Below are 21,762 nucleotides of genomic sequence, written 5' to 3' on the forward strand. Positions count from 1 at the left end.
ATATTTGCAACCTAAAAAAACAAATTCTATGTTTGATTTTATGAGTATCATGAATAAGGTAAAGGAAGCCCAGGCAAAAATCAAAGATGCCCAGGCCAAATTGGTCCACCTTACCGCAGAGGGAGAATCCGGGGCAGGATTGGTAAAAGTGACTGTAAATGGAAACAGGAAAGTCATGTCTATCGACATGGACGATTCTTTGGTAAACCTTTCGGATAAAGAAATGCTCAGCGACCTGATTGTGGCTGCCACCAATAAAGCCCTTGAGGCCATAGAAATCAAGATCAAAGAAGAGCTCAAATCTGCTACCGATGGCATGATGCCCAATATTCCGGGAATGGATCTTGGAAGTATGTTTTGATGCAACTTGCCGCTATAGTCATATTGAATTACAATGGAGTAGAGATGCTCCGCAGATTTCTACCCTCTGTTATCGGGTTTTCTGCATTTCCGATTATTATCGCTGATAATGGAAGCGCTGATCAATCTGTAGATTTTCTTCAAAGAGAATTTCCCCAAATCCGTCTGATTCAGCTAGAATCAAATTTTGGGTTTACCGGAGGATATAACCGCGCCTTGGAAATCCTGAAAGGAGATTTTGAGAATTATATTTTGCTCAATTCTGATGTTCAGGTCGAACAGGATTGGGATGTAAAATTGATCCGGTTTTTGGATGAAAACAGAGAGGCAGCAGCGGTTCAGCCAAAAATCCTGTCGTTTCCCCATCCCGGATTTTTTGATTATGCCGGTGCGGGTGGTGGATTTTTGGATAGCCTTGGGTATCCATATTGCAGGGGAAGGATTTTCAATACCATAGAAAAAGACAGCAACCAATACGATGATATTGTCAAGGTGCATTGGGCTTCCGGGGCATGTATGGCCATCCGATCACAGATTTTCCATACTGCCGGTGGATTTGATGAAAGATTTTTTGCCCACATGGAGGAGATTGACCTGTGTTGGAGAATCAGGAAAATGGGATATTCCATCCATTATTTGGGAACTTCAAAAGTTTGGCATGTCGGTGGCGGGACACTTGACAGGACAAGCCCATGGAAAACATTCCTTAATTTCAGAAACAACCTATTGATGCTCCATAATAATGAAAGGCCTTCGCGCTTTGCTTTGATTTATTTGATTAGACTTGGGTTGGATTTTTTGGCCGCATCAGTATTTTTGGTCAGGGGTAGCTTTGAAGATGCAAAGGCTGTATTCAGAGGACACATTGAATTTCATAAAATGAAATCAAAATTTCCTGACATCACTTCCGCTGAATACATGCCATTTAAGGAAAAAGGGATGTTCCGAAGATCGATCCTTTGGGATTACTATATAAGAGGAAAGAAGAATTTTAGCGAACTTTAGTCAAAAAGGACAGGATTGTTCATCTTGCGGAGATACTTTCTGATTTTCATCATCATGGCAAGACTTACATATAAGATGACCGGAGATCCTAAGGTGACAAAAGAACTGTAAATGAAGAATAACCTGATGCTATCTATGGGGAAATGGAAACGTTCCCCGAGCTTGTAACAAACGCCAAAAGCCCTATCTTGAAAAAAAAGCTTAATCTCGTTCATATATAGTTGGTTTTGGTTAGCGGGATAAAAGTACTAATTTAAAATCATTAATCTAATTGAATGCCAAATGTTTAATAATCTGATAAAATCAGCAGCCTTTTTTTTGCTAATCCATATTTTAGGTTCCTGCAGTCCAAAGATAGGGAGGTACGACACCCTTATGGATGGAATCGTGGCCAAGCCGGAAGTATTGCAATTACATAGAGATTCTGTTCGTGTTACTGTTCAGGGAGCGATTCCTCTTTCATTATTGAACCAAGATTCAAAAATTTACCTCTATCCCGAATACATCTATGGTGAAGGTTCCTTGAGATTGGGTGAAATCATTCCCTTTGACGGGGCCTACACCAAAAACCTCGTGGAGGCCAAAGTGGCGGAGACCATTGTATTTCCCTATTTGCCTGGGATGGAACAAGGAGAATTGGTCATCAAAGGAGTTGTCGAAAGGAAAAAGGGAGTCTTTCAGGCTCCAAATAAAGTAATAGCAACGGGTTTGGAGATTACGCCTCTATTGACACGGTATGGTCAGGTCCTTTCAGACCAACCGATACCCGATATCGGGATTTATATGACCAAAATTTTTCAGGATATGAATCAAACCGAAACCCGGGACTTTTATATTCCTTTTGAAATGGGGAGTGGGCAAAAACAAAATCCTGTTTTCCAAGTCTCTTTCACGGATTACTTGATAAAGGGAGAACCGGGGATGAAAATCAATAAGGTGGTGGTTACCGGATTGTCCTCTCCGGAATCAAAAGACAATATCATAGGCTTAGCAAAAAAGAGAAGCGATTTTATCTCCGAAAGATTGAAAGCCAACCGTTCCTTGAGGAACACACCTGTTGAATCGATGTACCGGTCAGGGGATTGGTTTGACCTCAGACAGTTATTGACAGATTATGAAGGGATCACACAGGAACAAAAAGAAGAGGTTTATACCATATTATTGAATGGAAACAGCTTCGCCTCACAATTGGCTTCACTGCAAAAACTACCGGGCTACAGGAATATTTCAAGGGATTTATTTCCAATGTTGAGGTCAGCCAAAGTTTCTTTTGAACTTGAAAACACCCGTCTTAATGATGTGGAAATATCAGCCGGAGTTTTTGCCCTTCTCAAAGACCAAAAGCCTTTGGAGGGTTTTGGCGAGGAGCATCTGACCTATGCCGCTCAGAATGCCCTGAAATTAGATGAAAAGGAAGCTATTTATAAGAAACTCGCAGAACTCTATCCCAGTGAACATGCATTTAACAATCTTGGGGTGGTATACTTAAATATGGCACAAAGGGAATTGGATGTACGCAAAAGAAATATTTTAATCACCGACGCCATTTCCAATTTGACCCAAGCCAACAAAATAAAAGCAAGCTCGATAACCTTACATAATTTAGGCAGAGCGTATTTGTTGAGGGAAGATTATTTTGAGGCATACATAGCTATTTCTGAGGCCTCGGCATTGGAAAAGGAAGAGACCAATGAGTTTCTAAACTACAATGAAGGCCTACGTGGGGCATTGGACATCCTCAACGGAGATTATAAACTTGCCACCATCAGGTTTAATAGAACCATGGAAAACGAAAGTAATTTTTTCAACAAAGGGCTTGCCTATTTTTTATCAGAGGATTATTTGGCGGCTTCAGAAAACTTTGAAGCTGCTGTTCAGGCAGATAGAGAAACAGGTTATGGTTTTTATGGAATCGCCCTTGTGGCTGCTGCAAACGGGGATAAAGAAGCATTAATGGAGAACCTTGGCAAAGCGGTGGAAAGAAGTGAATTCCTAAAAGAGAAAGCACTCAAGGATATAAATTTCAAAAATTACAGAAATGAACAAGAATTTATTAACCTGTTTAGATAGTATGTAAAAAGGAGAATATTATGTGCCTACTGACCAAATTTCATTTTTCTAGAAAAACTTTTGAATTTGTGTTTTATCATTTATATTAGTTCCTGTGATAGGAGTTTACAATAGAAAACTTCAATTCCTGAAATGGTTGCCAAATAATATATTTTATATATATTGGCACCCAAAGAAATTAACATCTCTTAACATTAACCCAAAATCTCGATGCCTATGAGTCCATTCTTTTTTTTTGAAGAGTAAAATAAATCGATTTAGCACCCCTTAAATTGGCGTTTTGGATCACTTATCCAACACGAAGTAAAGACAGAATCCCTGTCGAGGTATAATCAGCAATAGTTTCGGAAATCAAATCTACTTCCTTAAAACTGTTGCAATTATTTTAAAGATACTTGCAAACGATTGCACTATCGGTTGAATTGATGAAAAACTTTAAAATCTTATCAATTAATAATTATTACCCAATCAATCTATGTTTATGGAAAAACTCTACAAAAGCCTAAGTGTATTCCTACTACTCTTAGTACTTTCCAGCGCCACGGCGTTGGCACAAAAAACGGTCACAGGAACCATCTTGGATGAGTTCGGTGACGGATTGCCGGGCGTTACCGTATTGGTAAAAGGAACCACTACAGGTACGGCCACTGATATTGACGGAAAATTCTCCCTCAATGTACCAAGCAACGAAAGTGTGCTTGTTTTCTCTTTTATTGGCTACAGGGCTGTCGAGCAGGTAGTGGGCAACCGTTCCGTGATCGACCTGTCTATGGCACCAGATGAAAGACAATTATCCGAATTGGTTATCACCGGTTATACCATTGATAGCCGAAGAGAAACTACCGGTGCGATATCCACTGTCAACCCAAGAGACTTGACCATCATACCTACAGGTAACGTGGAGCAGGTTCTTCAAGGTAGGATTGCGGGTGTTACCGTTGTTACTAACGGTCAGCCTGGAACTGCTTCTCAGGTTAGGGTGCGTGGTTTCGGTGCATTTGGAGGTAACAACCCTTTATACGTTGTAGATGGAGTACCTGTGGAAAGCACTGACTTTCTTAACCCTGACGATATCGAGTCCACTACTGTATTGAAAGATGCAGCTGCGGCTTCTATCTATGGTGCAAGGGCAGCCAACGGTGTAATCATTTACACTACCAAAGGTGGCAACAAGAAATCTCAAAAATTAAGATTTACCTATGACGGTATGTATGGTTTTACAGATCCGGGAGCAGGTTTGAGTATGGCTAATCCACAGGATTTCGCTGATTTAACTTGGTTGGCTGAAACCAATCAGGCTAGAATTGACGGAAGAGCCCCAAATTATGGACACCCTCAGTTCGGCACAGGTTCTTCACCGGTTATGCCTTATTACATCAATGTCGGCGGCGCTGCAGGTGTTGCAGGTCCATTGAGCCAAGCGCAATTGGATGAGCAGAGAGCACTTTACAATATTGACCCAAGAAAAGGTCCTGTGCACCAATTGGTGAGAGCAGCTACCGGCGAGGGTACTGATTGGTATGAAGCTGTAACAAGAAGAGCTCCTATCACAAGGCACTCTTTGGGCTTCTCAGGAGGAAATGGTACAAGCAGGTTCTTTATGGGCTTGGGTATTCAGGAGCAGGCAGGTATCTTGACCGGAAACGACTTCAGAAGGATAACTTTAAGAGCGAATTCTGAGCATAACCTTGGATCAAAAGTAAGAATCGGTCAAAACTTCCAGGCTACTTACCGTTCTGTTCTTGGACAGACAGGTGGTAATAATGGTCAGGGTGTATCAGGTGATGAAAATGATATCCTTCAGGCATTCAGGATGCCATCAATTATCCCTGTCAGGGATGAATTCGGTGGCTATGCAGGTACTGCAGCAAGAGGATTCAACAACCCAAGAAACCCTGTAGCAAACAGAGAAGGTTTGGAAGATAACAGAAACTTCAATGCCAATGCTTTCGGTAACGTGTATTTGGAAGTTGATCCAATTCAGGATCTGACATTCAGAACTTCCATCGGTGGTCAGTATGACAACTTCTACGGAGTAGGTTTCAGCAGATTGCAGTATGAGAACTCAGAAAACAATTCCGCTTTTGGATACAATGAGTTTTCGGGATATGTTATGCGTTGGACATTTACCAACACCTTGACTTACACCAAAAAATGGGGTCAGCATGCAGTTAGGGCATTGTTAGGTCAGGAAGCCTTGAATACGGGTGCAGGAAGAAACATTTCAGGTTTGGGTCAAAATCCTTTCTCTGAAGATCCTAACTTTGTGAACATTTCTAACTTGCCTGTTCCTACAAGACAAGTTAACTCCGGTCAGTTCAAAGGCGTGAATTTCTATTCCCTGTTTGCTACAGCGAGGTACACATTCAATGACAAATATATTGTTGACGCCGTTGTACGAAGAGATGGTTCATCTAGATTTGGTGAGAATAATAGATACGGTGTTTTCCCTGCATTCTCTGCAGCTTGGAGAATCTCTGCTGAAAGCTTCATGGCTTCTGCCACTTGGTTGGATGATTTGAAAATCCGAGGTGGTTGGGGTCAGATGGGTAACTCCAACAACGTAAACCCTGATAACCAGTTCAGCTTGTTCGGCGGTAACGTAGGTGCTTCTTCTTATGATATCAGCGGTACCAACAGTTCAGCAATCATTGGATTCAGAAGACAAAGATTGGGTAACCCTGATGGGAAATGGGAAACTTCTGTAACCAAAAACATCGGTTTCGACGGTACTGCTTTTGGTGGTAAATTGGATGTGATCGTTGACTTTTGGCAAAAGGACACCAGGGATCTATTATTTACAGTTCCGGTTCCTTCCACAGCAGGTTTCAATGCTGCTGCCCCTTCAGTCAACATAGGCGAAATGATGAACAGAGGTGTGGACATCATGGTCTCTACCAGAGGTAACTTCAACAAGGACTGGAGATACGAATTCCAAGTAAATGGTGGTTTGTTGAAAAATGAGATTGTGTTCTTAGCACCGGGATTGAATTTCATTACTTCTGGCAACCCAAGTTTCAGGGGTATTGAACCGATCAGAAATGCAGTGGGTCAACCACTTTCCTCTTTCTTCGGCTATCAGGTAGAAGGTTTGTTCCGTAATCAAGAAGATGTAAATAGCCATGCCACCCAGCCGGGTGCTGCTCCTGGAAGATTTAAATTCCAAGATATCAACGGAGACGGTGCTATTACTCCTGATGACAGAACTTTCTTGGGAAGCCCTGTTCCTAAATTCTCCGGAGGCTTTAACTTCATCATCGGATACAAAAACTTTGACATGGCTGCTTATTTCTACGGAACAGCAGGCAACAAAATCTGGGCACAATGGAGATGGTTTACCGACTTCTTCCAGACTTTCGAAGGTGCTGCTATCTCGACCAGGTTGAACGATGCTTGGACTCCAAATAACCTTGGTGCCACAGTACCGGTTGTTGAGAAAACCGCAAACTTCAGTACTTCTAACGTTGCTAACTCTTATTACGTAGCTGATGGTTCTTATTTGAGATTGCAAAACCTAACCATAGGTTACACGCTTCCAAACGAGATCCTTCAGAGATGGAAGATAGAAAGATTAAGAGTATTTGCATCAGGTAATAACCTGTTAACCTTAACAGGCTATGATGGATTGGATCCAATGGTAGGTGGTAATGTGGATACTGCCTTTGGTATAGATGTGGGTAACTATCCTGTAACAAGAGGATATACCATGGGTTTGAATCTTGCTTTCTAATCAAACAATCTGTTTAACAAACTGTTATTGTAAAAAAAATTCATAAATCAATTTAAATTATGAAAAACATAAAATTTCAATTCGCGGCAATGCTGACAGCGGGAATGATGCTGTTTGCTACAAGTTGTGACGATTCCTTTCTGGAAGTTCCTCCGGTGGGTCAGTTAAGTGAAGCGCAGTTAAGTTCACTTGCCGGAATAGATGCAGTCCTAATCTCTGTCTATTCTCAAGTCAATGGCCGATTTCAAAGATTAGCTTCTCCTTCCAACTGGGTTTGGGGAAGTATCAGAGGCGGGGATGCCAATAAAGGCACTGACCCGGGTGACTTTTCTACCATCAACCCTATCCAGAGATTTGAGACGGATCCTACCGTTTCTATTCTTGAAGAAAATTGGAATGGTAACTTTGAAGGTATTGCGAGAGCAAACCAGGTATTGAGGTTATTGGACGTAAAAGGTGCTGATGTTTCTGATTCCTACGCTAAAATTGTTGAAGCGCAGGCGAGATTCCTAAAAGCACATTTTTACTTCCAACTTTGGAGAAACTTCAACAAAGTGCCTATCATCCCTAAAGATGCTGATTACAAAAAAGGCTTGGAAGAAATCAAGAATGACCAAGAAATGCTTCCATACATTGAGGCTGAAATGAGATTTGCGGCAGATAACCTCCCTGCAACCCAACCTCAAGTAGGAAGAGTTAACTCTTGGGCAGCTAAAGCTTATTTGGGTAAAATCATCCTTTACAAAGCAAATCAAACCGGCGCTGCTGCTGATTATCAAGCTGCAAAGGCTTTGTTTGACGATGTGATCGCAAATGGTGTAACAAGCAATGGCTTGAAATATGGTTTGGTTCCTTATTATGACAATATGTTCAGAGGAGCTAATGACAACCACCAAGAGTCTATTTGGGCTTATCAGTCAGCAGCGAATACAGGTTCTGTAAACAATGCAAACCCTGAGTTTGACTTGAACTTCCCATACAATACCGGACCTAATGGTCCAGGTAACTGCTGTGGATTCTTTCAGCCTAGCTTTACATTTGTAAACTCTTTCAGAACTAGCAATGGTCTTCCTTTATTGGATGGGTCATTCAATGCCCCTGCAAACAGAGTTGCAAATGACATGGGTATCGGTTCAGCTGCTCCATTTACTCCGGATGCAGGTCCACTTGACCCTAGGCTTGACCACACTGCAGGAAGAAGAGGTATCCCTTATTTGGATTGGCAAGATCATCCAGGCGCAGCTTGGATCCGTAACCAACCTAATGCAGGTCCTTATGCGCCTAGAAAATATGTGTACACTAGAGCTGAGAGAGGTTCATTCCAAGATAACTCTTCATGGACTCCGGGTTATACAGGTATCAATTTCATGATTATCCGTTTTGCTGATGTTTTATTGATGTCTGCTGAAGCAGATATCGAAGTCGGTAGTTTGGAAACAGCAAGAGCTAAAGTTAACTTGGTAAGGACAAGAGCTAAGAATTCTCCTTTATTAAGAGCTAACGGAACCCCTGCTGCAAATTATGTGATCAATACCTATGATGCTGCTTGGACAGATGCCAATACCGCACGTTTGGCTGTAAGATTTGAGCGTAAGTTAGAATTGGGTATGGAAGGTCATAGATTCTACGACCTGGTAAGATGGAAAACTGACAAGGCTGAATTGGATGCTTATTTTGCATTGGAAGGCGTATTATTGGCTGCTGCAATGGGAAGTACTTCTTATGACATCAAACATCGTTTGTTACCATTGCCTCAAAACCAAATTGACTTGGTAGGTTCTGATATCTTGACTCAGAATCCTGGATTCTAATCAATAATGTTAGAATAATCTTTATAAAAAGAGGCAGCTGAAAAGCTGTCTCTTTTTTTTTGATACTGCTGTCATTTTTCACTTTTCTTTTTTTGGGAGAAGATAATATCATGTAAATTCAAACCCTGACCCGATTGCAATCTAACCCATGCCTGCCCAATGAAATCAGAAATCTATTTGAGTGTTATTATTTTGGTTTTTCTTTTTTCCTGTTCGAAAAAAGAGGAAACCCTTTTCAACCAGCTTTCTCCCAATGAGACAGGAATAGATTTTAACAACCTGATTGTGGAATCTGATTCCTTTAACATCCTCACAGATGAATATATTTTCAACGGAGGAGGAGTAGCGACAGGGGATTTCAACAATGATGGACTCCCGGATTTATTCTTCACCGGAAATCAGGTAGCCAATAAACTTTATTTGAATGAAGGCAAATTTAAATTCAAAGACATCAGCGCCACCGCGGGCATTGAAGCAAAGGACAGATGGAGTACGGGAGTTACAGTCGTAGACATCAACGGGGACGGATTCTTGGATGTCTACGTGTGTGCGGCGATGTTTAAGGAAGTGGAAAAGAGAGCGAACATGCTTTTTGTAAACCAGGGATTGAACGAAGATGGTGTACCCACTTTCATCGAATCTGCTGCACAATATGGCATAGCAGGGGCCGATAACAGTATGATGGCTACCTTTTTTGACTACAACAACGATGGACTTCTTGATCTTTATGTCCTCAACAATGAGCAGAATAAGTCAATTCCTTCTAATTACAGAGAAAAAATCACCGATGGTTCGGCCATCAACAATGACCGGCTTTACCGAAACAACGGAAATGGTTCTTTCACAGATGTGACCATAGAAGCAGGTATTACCATCGAGGGATTTGGGCTGGGGCTAGCCGTTGCAGACTTGAATGGAGACGGATGGTCTGACCTGTACATCAGCAATGATTACACGACCAATGATATCCTGTATATCAATAACCAAAACGGTACTTTTTCCAACCGATCCAAAACCTTTCTCCGACACCAAAGCATGTTCTCGATGGGTTCTGATATCTCCGATTATAACAATGACGGCTTTCCGGATATTGTCACTTTGGACATGCTCGGTGAAAACAACTTCAGGAAGAAAACCACGATTTCCAAAAATTCCTACCAGACTTATATCAGCAACGAACAGTGGGGCTATGAATACCAACATGTACGCAACATGCTTCATGTGGGCAATGGACCAAATATTCCCTTCAGTGAAATCGGGTTTATGGCAGGAATGTACCAGACTGATTGGTCTTGGTCGCCACTATTTGTGGACATGGACAATGATGGAAACCGGGATTTGTTGATCACCAACGGCTTTCCAAGGGACATTACGGACAAGGACTTTGCCAATTACCGGGCAGATGTTGGTGGAGTTGCTTCGGTCAGGCAATTGTTGGATTCTATACCGGTAATCAAAATCCCGAATTATGCCTACCAAAATAAGGGAGACTGGACTTTTGAAAATGTCGGAGTCAATTGGGGACTCAGCAAGCCTTCCTTTTCCAATGGAGCTGTTTTTGCGGATTTGGACCTAGATGGTGACCTTGATTATGTGGTCAACAACATCAATGACCCGGCCTTTGTTTTTGAAAATACATTGAATACAAAAGAGATCAAACCCAATTACCTCAGGATAAAATTGAAAGGCCCTGCTTCCAATCCCTTTGGAGTCGGCGCAAAACTGGTTCTCAGGTTTGGAGAGGGAAAATTCCAATACCATGAACAGCAACTTTCCAGAGGGTACTTGTCTGCGGTGGAAGACGTAGTTCATTTTGGCTTGGATACAATAAATGAAGTCAATTCCTTGGAAATTCTTTGGCCGGATGGACGATACGAAAAAACAGATGGCCTCAATGCCAATCAGGTCATTGAACTGAAACATGCCAATGCTGCTTCACAACCTACCCTATTGCCTTTTCCTTTTGGACCAAAATCGGTTTCCCCGATGTTGGAAGAAGTTTCAGCAAAACTTGGGGTAGAATTTGTCCATCAGGAAATGGATAAAATCGACTACAATGTCCAAAGAACACTCCCTCACAAACTCACCCAATATGGTCCAAGCTTGGCGGTAGGGGACGTGAATGGCGACGGATTGGAGGACTTTGTCATTGGAAGTGCTTCGGGTTATTCTCCTGTGGTAAATTTGCAGAAGCCTGATGGGACTTTTTCTTCGAAGGAAATGTTTGCAACTGACCTTGAAAAATCCTTTGAGGAAATGGGAATGCTGCTTTTTGACCTCGACAATGACGGAGACCTTGACCTATACCTCGTTTCCGGCAGTTCGGAGTTTATGCCCGACGCAGCCGAATACCAAGACAGAATATATACCAATGACGGCAAAGGCAACTTTTCTGAACAAAAAGATATCCTTCCTTCCTTTAGGTCGAGTGGTACCGTAGTCCGTGCAGCAGACTTTGATGGGGATGGATTCATGGATCTTTTTGTAGGAGGAAGGACTCCCATCGCCCAATACCCGCTGCCCGACCAATCCCTTATCTTGAAAAACAACCAAGGCAAGTTGGAAGATGTCACAGACATTGTAGCGCCTGGATTGCGCAGGGTCGGTATGGTGACAGATGCGCTGTGGACGGATGTGGATGGAGATGGCCGGCTTGACCTGTTGGTAGCGGGCGAATTGATGCCCATCACGGTTTTCCTCAACAAAGGGTCCCAATTGGAGAAAATGACGGGTTCAGGTTTGGAAAATCATCTGGGTTGGTGGAACAGCCTTGTTTCAGGTGACTTTGACGGAGATGGGGACATGGACTATGTCGCTGGAAATATGGGGGCAAACAATTATTACCACCCGACAATGGACCGCCCGGTGAAAATCTATGCCAAAGACTTTGACGATAACAAAAGCATAGATCCTGTCACGATCACCTATTTCAAAGACAATGAAAACAAATACATCCCTGTTCCTGCCCACTATTGGGATGACTTGTATGGACAAAGCACCCTTTTCAGAAGGAAATTTGAAAGGTATAAGGAGTACGCCAGGATTACTGAAGCTGATTTGTTTACGGCCGAAGAATTGGAGGGCGTCACCATCCTGCAAGGGAATTACGACCGAAGCAGCTACATTGAAAACCTCGGAAACGGTAAATTCAAAATCCATGAATTGCCGCTATTGGCCCAGATTGCTCCGGTCAACGGCTTGGCGGTCGATGACATCAACGGCGATGGAAACCCCGATGTCCTCATGATAGGCAATGACTATGGCAATGAGGTATTCTCAGGCAGGTATGATGCCATGACCGGATTGGTTTTGTTGGGAGACGGGAAAGGTGGCTTTGAACCTGTAAGGAGCTTGGAAAGTGGATTTGTAGTACCTGGAGATGCCAAAGCCATGGCGGTCTTGACCATGGCTGATGGTAAAAACATCTACCTCTCTACCCAAAACAGAAGCGCAATGAAAGTCAATGCAGCATTGAAGGCAAGTCCGGGAAAGGCTTTCAAGGTTCCCGCCGGAATCCACACCTTGGTATTGGAATTGGAAAATGGAAAAACCCAGAAAATAGAGATTTTCAATAGATCAGGATTTCTTTCCAATTCAGGAGGCACTATTTCCTTGCCTTCAAATTTGAAGAGCTTGAAAGGGATTGATTACAAAGGGGGAGTGGTAGAGGTTGAATTTTAATTGGAATTAATCATTGCATTCTCTGTTTTGGCAGAAAGCGAATCCCTCCCATTGCATATCAAATTTGTCAAAACCTACACGGGTTTTTTCTAATTCCATGCTATAAACATATCACCCTTTCAGGGTTTTCACTTATCAAAAACTTGGATTCTTGACAACATAAGAATTAGACAACAAATAGAACCACTACAACAATTAGAACCAATCCAACCCTATGTTCTCTATGACCCTATGTGGTAAAAAATTCATATTTTTCCACCTGTGAAAATCCCGTTCATCTGTGGTTAAAAAAATCTCCAACCCTGTTTTGGCGGAAAGCCTTCCTCACAATTGCCCATCAAATTTGCCAAAACGCAAACGTTATTTTTTTCTAATTCCATGCTATAAACATATCATCCTTTCCGGATAATTGCTTATCAAAAACTTGGATTCTTGACAACATAAGAACTAGACAACAAATAGAACCACTACAACAATTTCAACCAATCCAACCCTATGTTCTCTATGACCCTATGTGGTAAAAAATTCATATTTTTCCATCTGTGAAAATCCCGTTCATCTGTGGTTAAAAAAATCTCTTCCCTGTTTTGGCGGAAAGCCATACTATCAATTTGCCCTAAAATTAGCCAAAACCTAATCTGGATTTTAATCCATATTTTCTTCTATAAACATGTCACCCCTTCGGGGTTTTTTCCTATAAAAGACTTGAATTCTTGTTCTTGAGAATTTAACAACCATCACAACCATTACCACTTTTTTAACTGGAAAATCTGAAAACAGGACAACCCAAAGCAGGTGACCAGACAATAGTTCCCTCCAGACTTCCCTTCATCCCTTCATCCTTACTCTCCCAGATTTCCACAAAAAATGCAATCCTAAAAAACTTAAAAAAAATCAATTTTATAAAAAATAATGCAATAAATAATCTCAAAAACAGGTATTTCTCCCCACTTTCCCCTATACTTCTCCTAACCCTCTCCTATGGACCCGTTATACCCTCCCCCACCATTCGTTAACTTTTGACCAATTTCTAAGAAACCATATAATTATTTCGATATTTTTTACAATTGTACATTTCCAAAATGGAAACTTAGGTGTCTTCTTAGTAGGAGTGGTACCTAACCACATTACTCATAAAGCTTCTTTTTATCCACCCTACATAGGTCAATAATCAGTTGACCGACTTTGGCGCAGACATCGTGGAAATACCTTTCCCCTTTTTCAGCAGTGGATTTTTTGGGATTGCCGATACCGGTGTCCTCGGTGACTTCAGACCATTTCCTTTCGGCCCAAGCCCACTTTTCCCTGATGCCGGGGATGACGGATTTTTTCTCTTTGCCTTCTCCGGCTTCTTCCAATGGCAACACCAATCTTGGATGCAGGTACATGATCAGACTTGTTTCCATCTCGTCGGCATGGTCTCCCGCTTCCTCAAAATACAGACTCTTATCCAAGGCCTGATACCAATTGCAGGTGACGAGCAACATCTCAGGAAATTGGAGTCCAAGTTCACGCAGCATGGTCTTAAAATCATTGCCGCCGTGACTGTTAAGGATCAAAAATTTCTTCACCCCCTGTCTGTTCAATACGGTCAGGATATCCTTTAATATGGCCATTTGGGTACTGGGATTCATGTTAATGTCTAGGTAAATGTCGCTTTGACCGGTATTTACCCCAAAAGGCAAAGCAGGCAACACAATTGCTTTGGCACCTTTTTCCCATGCAAATTTTCCCGCACCGGCGGCAATGGACTCCGCCTCAAAAATATCCGTCCCATAAGGCATATGGTAATTATGCGCTTCTGTGGCTCCCCAAGGCAGGATGGCCAATTCAAAGCGTTGGTGTTCTAGGTTTTTCCAGTTGTTTTCAGCAAGGATATAAGGTCTCATTTTTTTAGTATCAAGTAGCAAAATTAAAGTATTCAGAAGCGAGATTCAAGAGCCGAGAAACGAGACTCTGGAGTCGCAGAAGGCAGTCTCAATCATCAGTTGGTTGGTTTGAGTATTGAATTTTAAGTTCACGTGTCAAGAAATGAGAATCTAGAGCCAAGAAACTCTGGAATCGCACTTTGCATTTGCTTTCAGGCTCAGTTTAAAATCTGGAATCAGTTAACCATTAATCAATTAACCAAATAACCAGGTAACTACCCACCAATGCGAAGCAGACAACCATGACAACAATTACAACGACTAGAATCATTACAACCATTAGATCACCCCCAACTTCCCCAAAAATTTCAACGATCCCAAATATATTTATCCGAATTTTTTTGAATCTTTAATCTTCAATCAATTTAATGTTTTTTGCACAAACCAAACCACCATGTCCAATAGAAGATCATTCATAAAGAAAACCCTTGTTTCGACCTCATTACTTTTGCCCGGCGGAATTATCCAAGCATGTGCCAATCCTGTAAAGGAATCTACTGGAGAAAAATTCAAACCGCTTATCCTCTCCACCTGGAACCATGGTATGCCGGCTAATGACCGAGCTTGGGAGGTTTTGGAGAAATCCGGTAATCTTGTTGAAGCAGTGGAAGAAGGGGTGAAAGTGACCGAATTGGACATGGACAACTTATCAGTTGGACTGCAGGGACTTCCTGACCGGGAAGGGATCCCCACTTTGGATGCCTCCATTATGAAAGGAGACGGAAGCTGCGGATCCGTGGCTTTTGTCAGACAGGTGAAGCATCCCATTTCTCTGGCGAGAATGGTCATGGAAGAAACTCCCCATGTGATGTTGGCCGGTGAAGGTGCGAGACAGTTTGCGATCTCAAAAGGATTCCCGATGGAATCCGAGACCCTCAGTCCAAAAGCAGAAGAAATGTACCAGGAATGGAAAAAGGAATCCAAGTACAAGCCCATCATCAACATCGAAAACCATGATACCATTGGCATGATTGCCTTAGGTCCTGACGGAAAATTGGCAGGTTCTTGTACTACCAGTGGCTTGGCATTCAAAATGCACGGCAGGGTAGGAGACAGCCCGATCATCGGAGCAGGGCTTTATGTGGACGATGAAGTGGGTGCTGCCACAGCCACAGGACTTGGTGAAACCATCATCCGGATCTGCGGCAGCTTCCTGATTGTGGAGCTTATGCGTCAGGGCAGAACACCCCAAGAAGCCTGTGAGGAAGCGGTGAGAAGACTGATAGCCAAAAACTCCGCCAATATCAAAGACATACAGGCAGGATTTCTTGCCATCAACAAAGACGGTGAATACGGTTCCTATGCTGTCCATCCCGGATTCAATTTTGCCAGGCACCACAGCGGGGGTGGTCTTTTGATTGATTCAAAAAGTAAATTCTAAGCGATGGAAAAGATCTTGTTGGAAGCTCCTGTTTTTACAGTGGAGGCAGCTTTGAAAGCAGCGGAATATGGAATAAACAGGCTGGAACTTTGTTCTGATTTTGGGGAAGGTGGCGAGACTCCAAGTGCCGGCATGCTCGCATTTCTCAAAGAAAAAGTAGATATCCCGATTTTTGTCATGCTGAGACCGAGAGGGGGAGATTTTGTCTATTCTTCCGAGGAGCTTTATGTCATGAAAAAAGACATCGCCATTCTCAAAAATCTAGGAGCTGATGGATTTGTTTTTGGGGTATTGGATCAGAACGGACACGTCGACAGAGAAGCCTGCAAATACCTGATCAATGTCGCCGGGGAACTGCCCTGTACTTTCCACAGGGCTTTTGATATTGCCGCGGACAAGAAAAAAGCTTTGAGTACGATCATTGACTTGGGTTTCCAAAGAATATTGACTTCCGGGGGAGAAAATGACGTAACCCAAGGTTTGGAGACCATTTTGGAGTTGTTGGAAATGGCCAAAGACGATATCATTATCATGCCGGGCGGAGGTTCCAAACCTGAACATGTCTCGCAATTGAACCGAAACGGGCACCTTCGCGAAATCCACGCCTCCTGCAAAAGCTATAGGCCTACCCAAAGCAGTTACTTTCATCCTTCCGTCTCCCTTTCCTCTGACCCTTTGGCATTCAAACAGGTGTTGACTGTGGATCAGAATATGGTCAGTCTGTTTAGAAAAGAAATTGCAGCCCAATGACAGAAAGAGAAAAACTCCTTGCAGGCGAATTCTATAATTCCCGGGATCCGGAATTGCTCGAAATGTACCACCAAGCCAAAGAGTTGTTAAAGCAATGGAGCGATGAATCTTCCCGGAATGGAGAGGAAAAATCCCGGATTCTTCAGAAGCTTTTGGGGAAAGTAGGTAAAGGTGTGTGGATAGAAGCTCCTTTCTACTGTGATTATGGCAAGAATATTACAATCGGTGAAAATACCTTTATCAATGCCAATGCTGTTTTTTTGGATTGCAATAGGATTGACATCGGGAAAAATGTGCTGATTGGACCCAATGTACAGATTTATACGGCGACTCATCCGATTTCTGCCTCAGACAGGATTAACCCAAACCCCGAATCCAATCAGGCCCCCTACAAAACCAAAGCACTTCCCGTAAGGATAGGAGACAATTGTTGGATTGGTGGTAATACCGTAATTCTTCCGGGCATCACCATCGGAAACAATGTGACAGTGGCGGCTGGTTCTTTGGTCACCAAAGATATTCCTAACAAAAAGCTCGCAATGGGCAGTCCTGCACGGTTGGTACGTGATTTGGAGAGATAATGAGTGAAAGTATAATGTTTTTTCATTTTTGATTATATTTTAATATTGTTTTTTTAATATTATATAATTTAAAATAATATATTGAATTTGATTTTTTTATATCTATCTAATTTGTTTTAGATTTTTAATTTCTTAAATTATTAATCTCAAAATAATCAAAATAGCTATGGTAAAAAGTTTTCAAGGCGTGCGGGTGGTCGAACCCAAAAAAGCAGCAGCTCCGATATTGGTCAGTGACCATATGAGCACCAATTTGGTCACCTTCCGTCCTGAGGACTCGATAGATCACGTATTGGATATGCTTACCAAAAAGAAGATCTCCGGTGCGCCGGTTTTGGATGCCAATGGCAATCTCGCCGGTATCATATCCGAAGTAGACTGCCTGAAGGAAATCATCAAAGGTAAATATTCCAATACGCCTACTTTTCCGGGTACGGTTGGTGAACACATGACAAAAAATGTGATGACGCTTTCTCCTGACCTTTCTCTTTTTGACGCCGCTCAGAAGTTTTTGGACAACAAAATCAGAAGATTCCCTGTCATGAAGGAGGGGAAATTAGTCGGTCAGATCAGTTTGAGCGATGTCATCAGAGCCTTTCCCAAACTGAAATCCACGACTTGGTAGTCCTAACAAAAGCCTTGAATTGATTTTCAGGGCTTTTTTTATTTACATGCCTTTTTTACTTTGAGCCATGAAAAAGTTTTACCTGTTCCTGCTTTTTGCGATGATTTCTGATTTCGCTGTATTTGCCCAAAGTGGCATTGTCAAAAAGGAAATCACCCTGATGACCTATAATATCTACCATGGTGAAGATCCATACAATCCCGGAACGGGTAATATCAGGGAAATCGCAGACCTGATCAACAACATCAAACCTGACCTTGTTGCCCTTCAGGAAGTGGACAGTATGACCAACAGGACAAAAAATTTCAATCGGGAAGGAAAAATGGATGTGGTACATGAATTGGGGAAATTGACAGGGATGACACCGTTTTTTGCCAAGGCAATTGACTTTTCAGAAGGGGGATATGGAGAAGGAATTCTGAGTAGACTTCCTGTCACTTTTCATGCCTATTCTTTGCCAATTCCAAACGGTGGGGAGGAAAGAAGTCTCGCTGTTGCTAGTGTAGATTTGGGAAATGGAAAAACAATCACATTTGCCGCAACCCACTTATGCCATGAATTTGCTGAAAACAGGACTGCACAGGTAGTCGCCATCAAAAATATCCTTTCAGAATTCAAGGGTGCAAAGGTATTGACAGGGGATTTCAATTTCACTTCGGAGGAAACAGGGTATTCAATTCTTTCAGAAGATTTCTTAGATGTCGCATTGAAACATGGAAATCCTCAAAACACCTATTCCTCCAAAGATCCAAAAATCAGGATCGATTACTTTTGGTTAGAAAAAGAAACGGATTGGGAAATTGTTTCCGTAGAGGTTTTGGATGTGGAATATTCCGACCATAAACCGGTTTTGATTAAAGTTAGGTTACTGAATTAAGTTTTCAAATTGGATTTTCTCCAAATTTCTAACAGATGTTGCAATTGATTAAAGATTCTTGATATTTTCGATATCGTTAATGACCTGTTCAAATTCAATTTCTGAAACAAGGACCTGGATTTTCTGAATTTCTTTTTCAAACTCAAATCGGGAAAGTCCTGAAATCTGAATTGCCTTACCCTTTGTTATTTTCTGGTCTTTATATAGAGAAACCGCAATCGCAAGTTGGAAATCCGATTTCAATTCCTCACTTGTTTTGTTCAATGCAATAAGAAGTTCAGAAGGGATTTCTACGGGGATGGTTATCGTTTTCATTTCTAAATCTTTTGATTAAATATATGTAGTTTATCAGAAAATGCTCTAAAACTTATCGATTACAAATCCTTCCTCCTTAATCTGAATTCCTCAATGCTTTTTTTGCCCTCATTGGTCATCGCCAATCTGATCATCAATTCATCACCCGTGCGGTGAAAAGTAATCCCGCTGAAATAGGCTGTTTGGCCTTCGGATTTGATAAACTTAAAAATCGTCCAGTCTTCTTTTTCTTCCCAAGGGGTGAGGTCTCTGTTGAAATGCTTGATTTTAAGGGAAAGTTTGCCGTCTTCTTCCACCATGTTCATGTATTCAGAGAATATCAAGCTCCCATTCATCATAAACCTAAATGTACCCACCATATTGTTGTCCCTTGGAGGCAACCAAAGTTCTTCGCAGTCTCCGCCCAAACCCGTTCCTGTCCAATATCCTGCGATCCAATTTAGGTCTTGAATTGATCCGTTTCCTGAGGGCTGTTCCTGATCTAAGTATAAGACTTCTTGGGCATACCCCTTAATCGAAAAGAGAAAAACCAACAGAAGGGGAAGCAGTGATTTATTTGTCATGGTCTAAGGATTTTTTGTTCCAATCTATCAAATATTTCCCTATTTTCCAGTTCAGTTTGTGCTTCTAAATCCAAAAATACTATGATCTATCAAAGACAAAATCCGGTTATTGCCGCTTTCATTCTTTTTTCATTGTTCTTTTTCCCAAGCTGCGGCACATCCCAAACAGAGGCTGAAAGTAAAGAAGAAGGAGAATGGGTACAGCTATTCAATGGAAAGGATTTAGATGATTGGACCATCAAAATAGCCAAGCATGAGCTCAACGAAAATTTTGTCAATACTTTCCGGGTGGAAGACAGTCTGATGAAAGTCAGGTATGATGGATACGAGGCCTTTGACCAGCAATATGGCCATATCTATTTCAATACGCCTTTTTCTTATTATTTGCTGAATGTGGAATACCGTTTTGTCGGTGAACAAGCAACAGGTGGTGAAGGATGGGCATTGAGGAATTCCGGAGCGATGCTACATTGCCAAGACCCCAAGACAATTCTGAAAGACCAGGATTTTCCGATTTCAATAGAAGGACAGTTTCTAGGCGGTGATGGTACCAATCCAAGGACCACGAGCAACCTTTGCACTCCAGGCACCCATGTCTATATGGATGGGGAGTTGTTTACGCCGCATTGTGTCAATTCTACATCCAAGACCTACCATGGCGAGCAATGGGTAAAAGCCCAGTTTTTGGTCTTAGGAGATTCTTTAGTATATCACATTTTGGAAGGGGATACCGTGGTAAAATACAGCAAACCTACAATTGGGGGAGGTAATGTCAATCCCTCGGATCCTGCTGTCAAGATTGACGGAACTCCTTTGACCTCAGGATTTATCGCCCTTCAAAGTGAAAGCCACCCAATCGATTTTCGAAAAGTGGAATTGTTTGACCTTGAAAGCTACAAGGGAAATAAAGAAAAACTGAAAAATGTCCTTGCTCGCTTGGCAAGGAAGGAATAGTCCCAAAGGAGTTTAGAAAAGCAAAAAGTCAGCGAATCCGCTGACTTTTTGCTTAACAGGGAAATTTTGTTTGTCGCAATATTGATAGTAAAATGGTAAATCGAAAGAATTTTAGGCAGCAGAAAGTAATGTCCGCTACATCCGACATCCGTCATCGGTCAAAATTTCTCTTCATACCGAAATTTCAATCTTACTTCAGATTTTTCTTAAAGAAATCAATAGTCCTTCCCCAAGCCAAATCGGCGGCAGCTTTGTCATATCTTGGAGTGGAATGGTTGTGAAAGCCATGGTTCACTCCCGGATACATGTGCATTTCATATTTCTTTTTATTGGCTTTCAGCGCTTCTTCATAGGCCGGCCAACCTTCATTGACCCTTGTGTCCAATTCTGCAAAATGAATCTGAAGCGGGGCTTTGATGGTCGGAACATCCGCCGCTGTGGGTTGACCGCCATAGAAAGGAACAGCTGCTTTCAGGTCAGAAACCCTCACAGCCATCATGTTGGAAATCCAGCCTCCAAAGCAAAAACCGACTACCCCGACTTTTCCGGTGCAGAGGTCATGCTCCTTCAAAAATTCATACCCTGCAATAAAATCCTGTAACATCTCTTCTCTGTCACGCTTGGCCTGCATGGTCCGGCCTTCATCGTCTGTACCGGGATAGCCGCCAAACGGCGTCAAGGCATCCGGGGCAAAAGCAATAAAGCCATCCAAAGCTGCCTGATGGGCAGTATCTTCTATGTACGGATTCAATCCTCTGTTTTCGTGGACCACGATGACACCCGGGAGTTTCCCCTTTTTGTCAGCAGGTCTTGTCAGCAGACCTTTCATTTTGCCGGCACCTTTCGGAGAATCATACTCCACATATTCTGATATCAGGCGTGGGTCATCTTGGGTAAATCTCTTGGCTTCAGCATAATTGGGTAATAAAAATCCCAAAATCGCTGATACTGTCAGGCCTCCCACGGCAAATACCGAAAGGCGGTTTACAAATTCTCTTCTGTCGATTTTACCATGTACATAGTAGTCATACATGTCAAAAATTTCTTGGCTTAAATCTTCTTTTTTGATTGGTTCCATATATTTGGATTTTGAATTGGGTTAAAGTAAGGATTAAAATATCACCATAAGTT

17 protein-coding genes are annotated in these 21,762 nt (G+C 42.1%); 12 read left to right on the forward strand and 5 right to left on the reverse strand.

Annotated elements, in window-relative coordinates; genetic code table 11:
* The first annotated feature begins 28 nt into the window (after positions 1-28).
* Positions 29-361 (forward strand): YbaB/EbfC family nucleoid-associated protein, encoded by a 333-nt coding sequence (locus MMU05_RS04780; RefSeq protein ID WP_241140534.1) that lies wholly within the window; start codon positions 29-31, stop codon positions 359-361.
* Positions 361-1,365 carry a glycosyltransferase family 2 protein gene (locus tag MMU05_RS04785; RefSeq protein ID WP_241140535.1) on the forward strand — a complete coding sequence of 335 codons (1,005 nt, stop codon included), beginning with the start codon at positions 361-363 and terminating at the stop codon, positions 1,363-1,365. The genes MMU05_RS04780 and MMU05_RS04785 overlap by 1 nt, the downstream gene beginning before the upstream one ends.
* On the opposite strand, the gene MMU05_RS04790 is transcribed toward MMU05_RS04785, so the two are convergent.
* Entirely contained in the window at positions 1,362-1,580 is a 219-nt protein-coding gene (locus MMU05_RS04790; protein ID WP_241140536.1) for a PspC family transcriptional regulator, read from the reverse strand. The genes MMU05_RS04785 and MMU05_RS04790 overlap by 4 nt on opposite strands.
* 67 nt (positions 1,581-1,647) lie before the next feature.
* Here MMU05_RS04790 and MMU05_RS04795 point away from each other — a divergent pair, with 67 nt between their 5' ends.
* The 4 genes from MMU05_RS04795 (at position 1,648) to MMU05_RS04810 (ending at position 12,657) form a co-directional block, all read left to right on the forward strand.
* Positions 1,648-3,435, forward strand: coding sequence for a TPR end-of-group domain-containing protein (locus MMU05_RS04795; RefSeq protein WP_241140537.1), 1,788 nt, complete (start codon positions 1,648-1,650; stop codon positions 3,433-3,435).
* Between the two features lie 475 nt (positions 3,436-3,910).
* Positions 3,911-7,165: a SusC/RagA family TonB-linked outer membrane protein gene (locus tag MMU05_RS04800; protein WP_241140538.1), complete on the forward strand. Its 3,255-nt coding sequence runs from the start codon at positions 3,911-3,913 to the stop codon at positions 7,163-7,165.
* Positions 7,166-7,224: 59 nt separating this feature from the next.
* On the forward strand, positions 7,225-8,976 hold the full coding sequence (locus MMU05_RS04805) for a RagB/SusD family nutrient uptake outer membrane protein (RefSeq protein ID WP_241140539.1): 1,752 nt from the start codon (positions 7,225-7,227) through the stop codon (positions 8,974-8,976).
* A gap of 159 nt (positions 8,977-9,135) precedes the next feature.
* A complete protein-coding gene (locus MMU05_RS04810) occupies positions 9,136-12,657 on the forward strand; it encodes a CRTAC1 family protein (RefSeq protein WP_241140540.1) in 3,522 nt (1,173 codons plus the stop codon).
* Between the two features lie 1,127 nt (positions 12,658-13,784).
* Here the strand turns inward: MMU05_RS04810 and MMU05_RS04815 are convergent.
* Positions 13,785-14,546 (reverse strand): creatininase family protein, encoded by a 762-nt coding sequence (locus tag MMU05_RS04815; protein ID WP_241140541.1) that lies wholly within the window; start codon positions 14,544-14,546, stop codon positions 13,785-13,787.
* A 433-nt stretch (positions 14,547-14,979) separates the two neighbouring features.
* On the opposite strand from MMU05_RS04815, the gene MMU05_RS04820 reads away from it, so the two are divergent.
* The 5 genes from MMU05_RS04820 to MMU05_RS04840 all read left to right on the forward strand — a co-directional run bounded on the left by MMU05_RS04820 (position 14,980) and on the right by MMU05_RS04840 (position 18,799).
* Entirely contained in the window at positions 14,980-15,966 is a 987-nt protein-coding gene (locus MMU05_RS04820) for an isoaspartyl peptidase/L-asparaginase family protein (protein ID WP_241140542.1), read from the forward strand.
* A gap of 3 nt (positions 15,967-15,969) precedes the next feature.
* Positions 15,970-16,716, forward strand: a complete 747-nt coding sequence (locus tag MMU05_RS04825) for a copper homeostasis protein CutC (RefSeq protein WP_241140543.1) — start codon at positions 15,970-15,972, stop codon at positions 16,714-16,716.
* Positions 16,713-17,297 (forward strand): sugar O-acetyltransferase, encoded by a 585-nt coding sequence (locus tag MMU05_RS04830; protein ID WP_241140544.1) that lies wholly within the window; start codon positions 16,713-16,715, stop codon positions 17,295-17,297. Before MMU05_RS04825 ends, MMU05_RS04830 begins: the two co-directional genes overlap by 4 nt.
* Before the next feature lie 166 nt (positions 17,298-17,463).
* On the forward strand, positions 17,464-17,922 hold the full coding sequence (locus tag MMU05_RS04835) for a CBS domain-containing protein (RefSeq protein ID WP_241140545.1): 459 nt from the start codon (positions 17,464-17,466) through the stop codon (positions 17,920-17,922).
* Positions 17,923-17,989: 67 nt separating this feature from the next.
* Positions 17,990-18,799 (forward strand): endonuclease/exonuclease/phosphatase family protein, encoded by an 810-nt coding sequence (locus MMU05_RS04840; RefSeq protein WP_241140546.1) that lies wholly within the window; start codon positions 17,990-17,992, stop codon positions 18,797-18,799.
* 48 nt (positions 18,800-18,847) lie between these two features.
* On the opposite strand, the gene MMU05_RS04845 is transcribed toward MMU05_RS04840, so the two are convergent.
* Entirely contained in the window at positions 18,848-19,114 is a 267-nt protein-coding gene (locus tag MMU05_RS04845) for a UPF0175 family protein (protein ID WP_241140547.1), read from the reverse strand.
* A gap of 59 nt (positions 19,115-19,173) precedes the next feature.
* Positions 19,174-19,677, reverse strand: a complete 504-nt coding sequence (locus MMU05_RS04850; protein ID WP_241140548.1) for a DUF6265 family protein — start codon at positions 19,675-19,677, stop codon at positions 19,174-19,176.
* An 81-nt stretch (positions 19,678-19,758) separates the two neighbouring features.
* Here MMU05_RS04850 and MMU05_RS04855 point away from each other — a divergent pair, with 81 nt between their 5' ends.
* The gene (locus MMU05_RS04855; protein ID WP_241140549.1) at positions 19,759-20,631 is read left to right on the forward strand and encodes a 3-keto-disaccharide hydrolase; all 873 of its coding nucleotides are present in this window, start codon (positions 19,759-19,761) and stop codon (positions 20,629-20,631) included.
* A gap of 190 nt (positions 20,632-20,821) precedes the next feature.
* On the opposite strand, the gene MMU05_RS04860 is transcribed toward MMU05_RS04855, so the two are convergent.
* A complete protein-coding gene (locus MMU05_RS04860) occupies positions 20,822-21,709 on the reverse strand; it encodes a dienelactone hydrolase family protein (RefSeq protein ID WP_241140550.1) in 888 nt (295 codons plus the stop codon).
* Positions 21,710-21,762 lie beyond the last annotated feature (53 nt).

Origin of the sequence: Cognataquiflexum rubidum (genome assembly GCF_022538115.1) — a bacterium.
Lineage (GTDB): Bacteria > Bacteroidota > Bacteroidia > Cytophagales > Cyclobacteriaceae > Cognataquiflexum > Cognataquiflexum rubidum.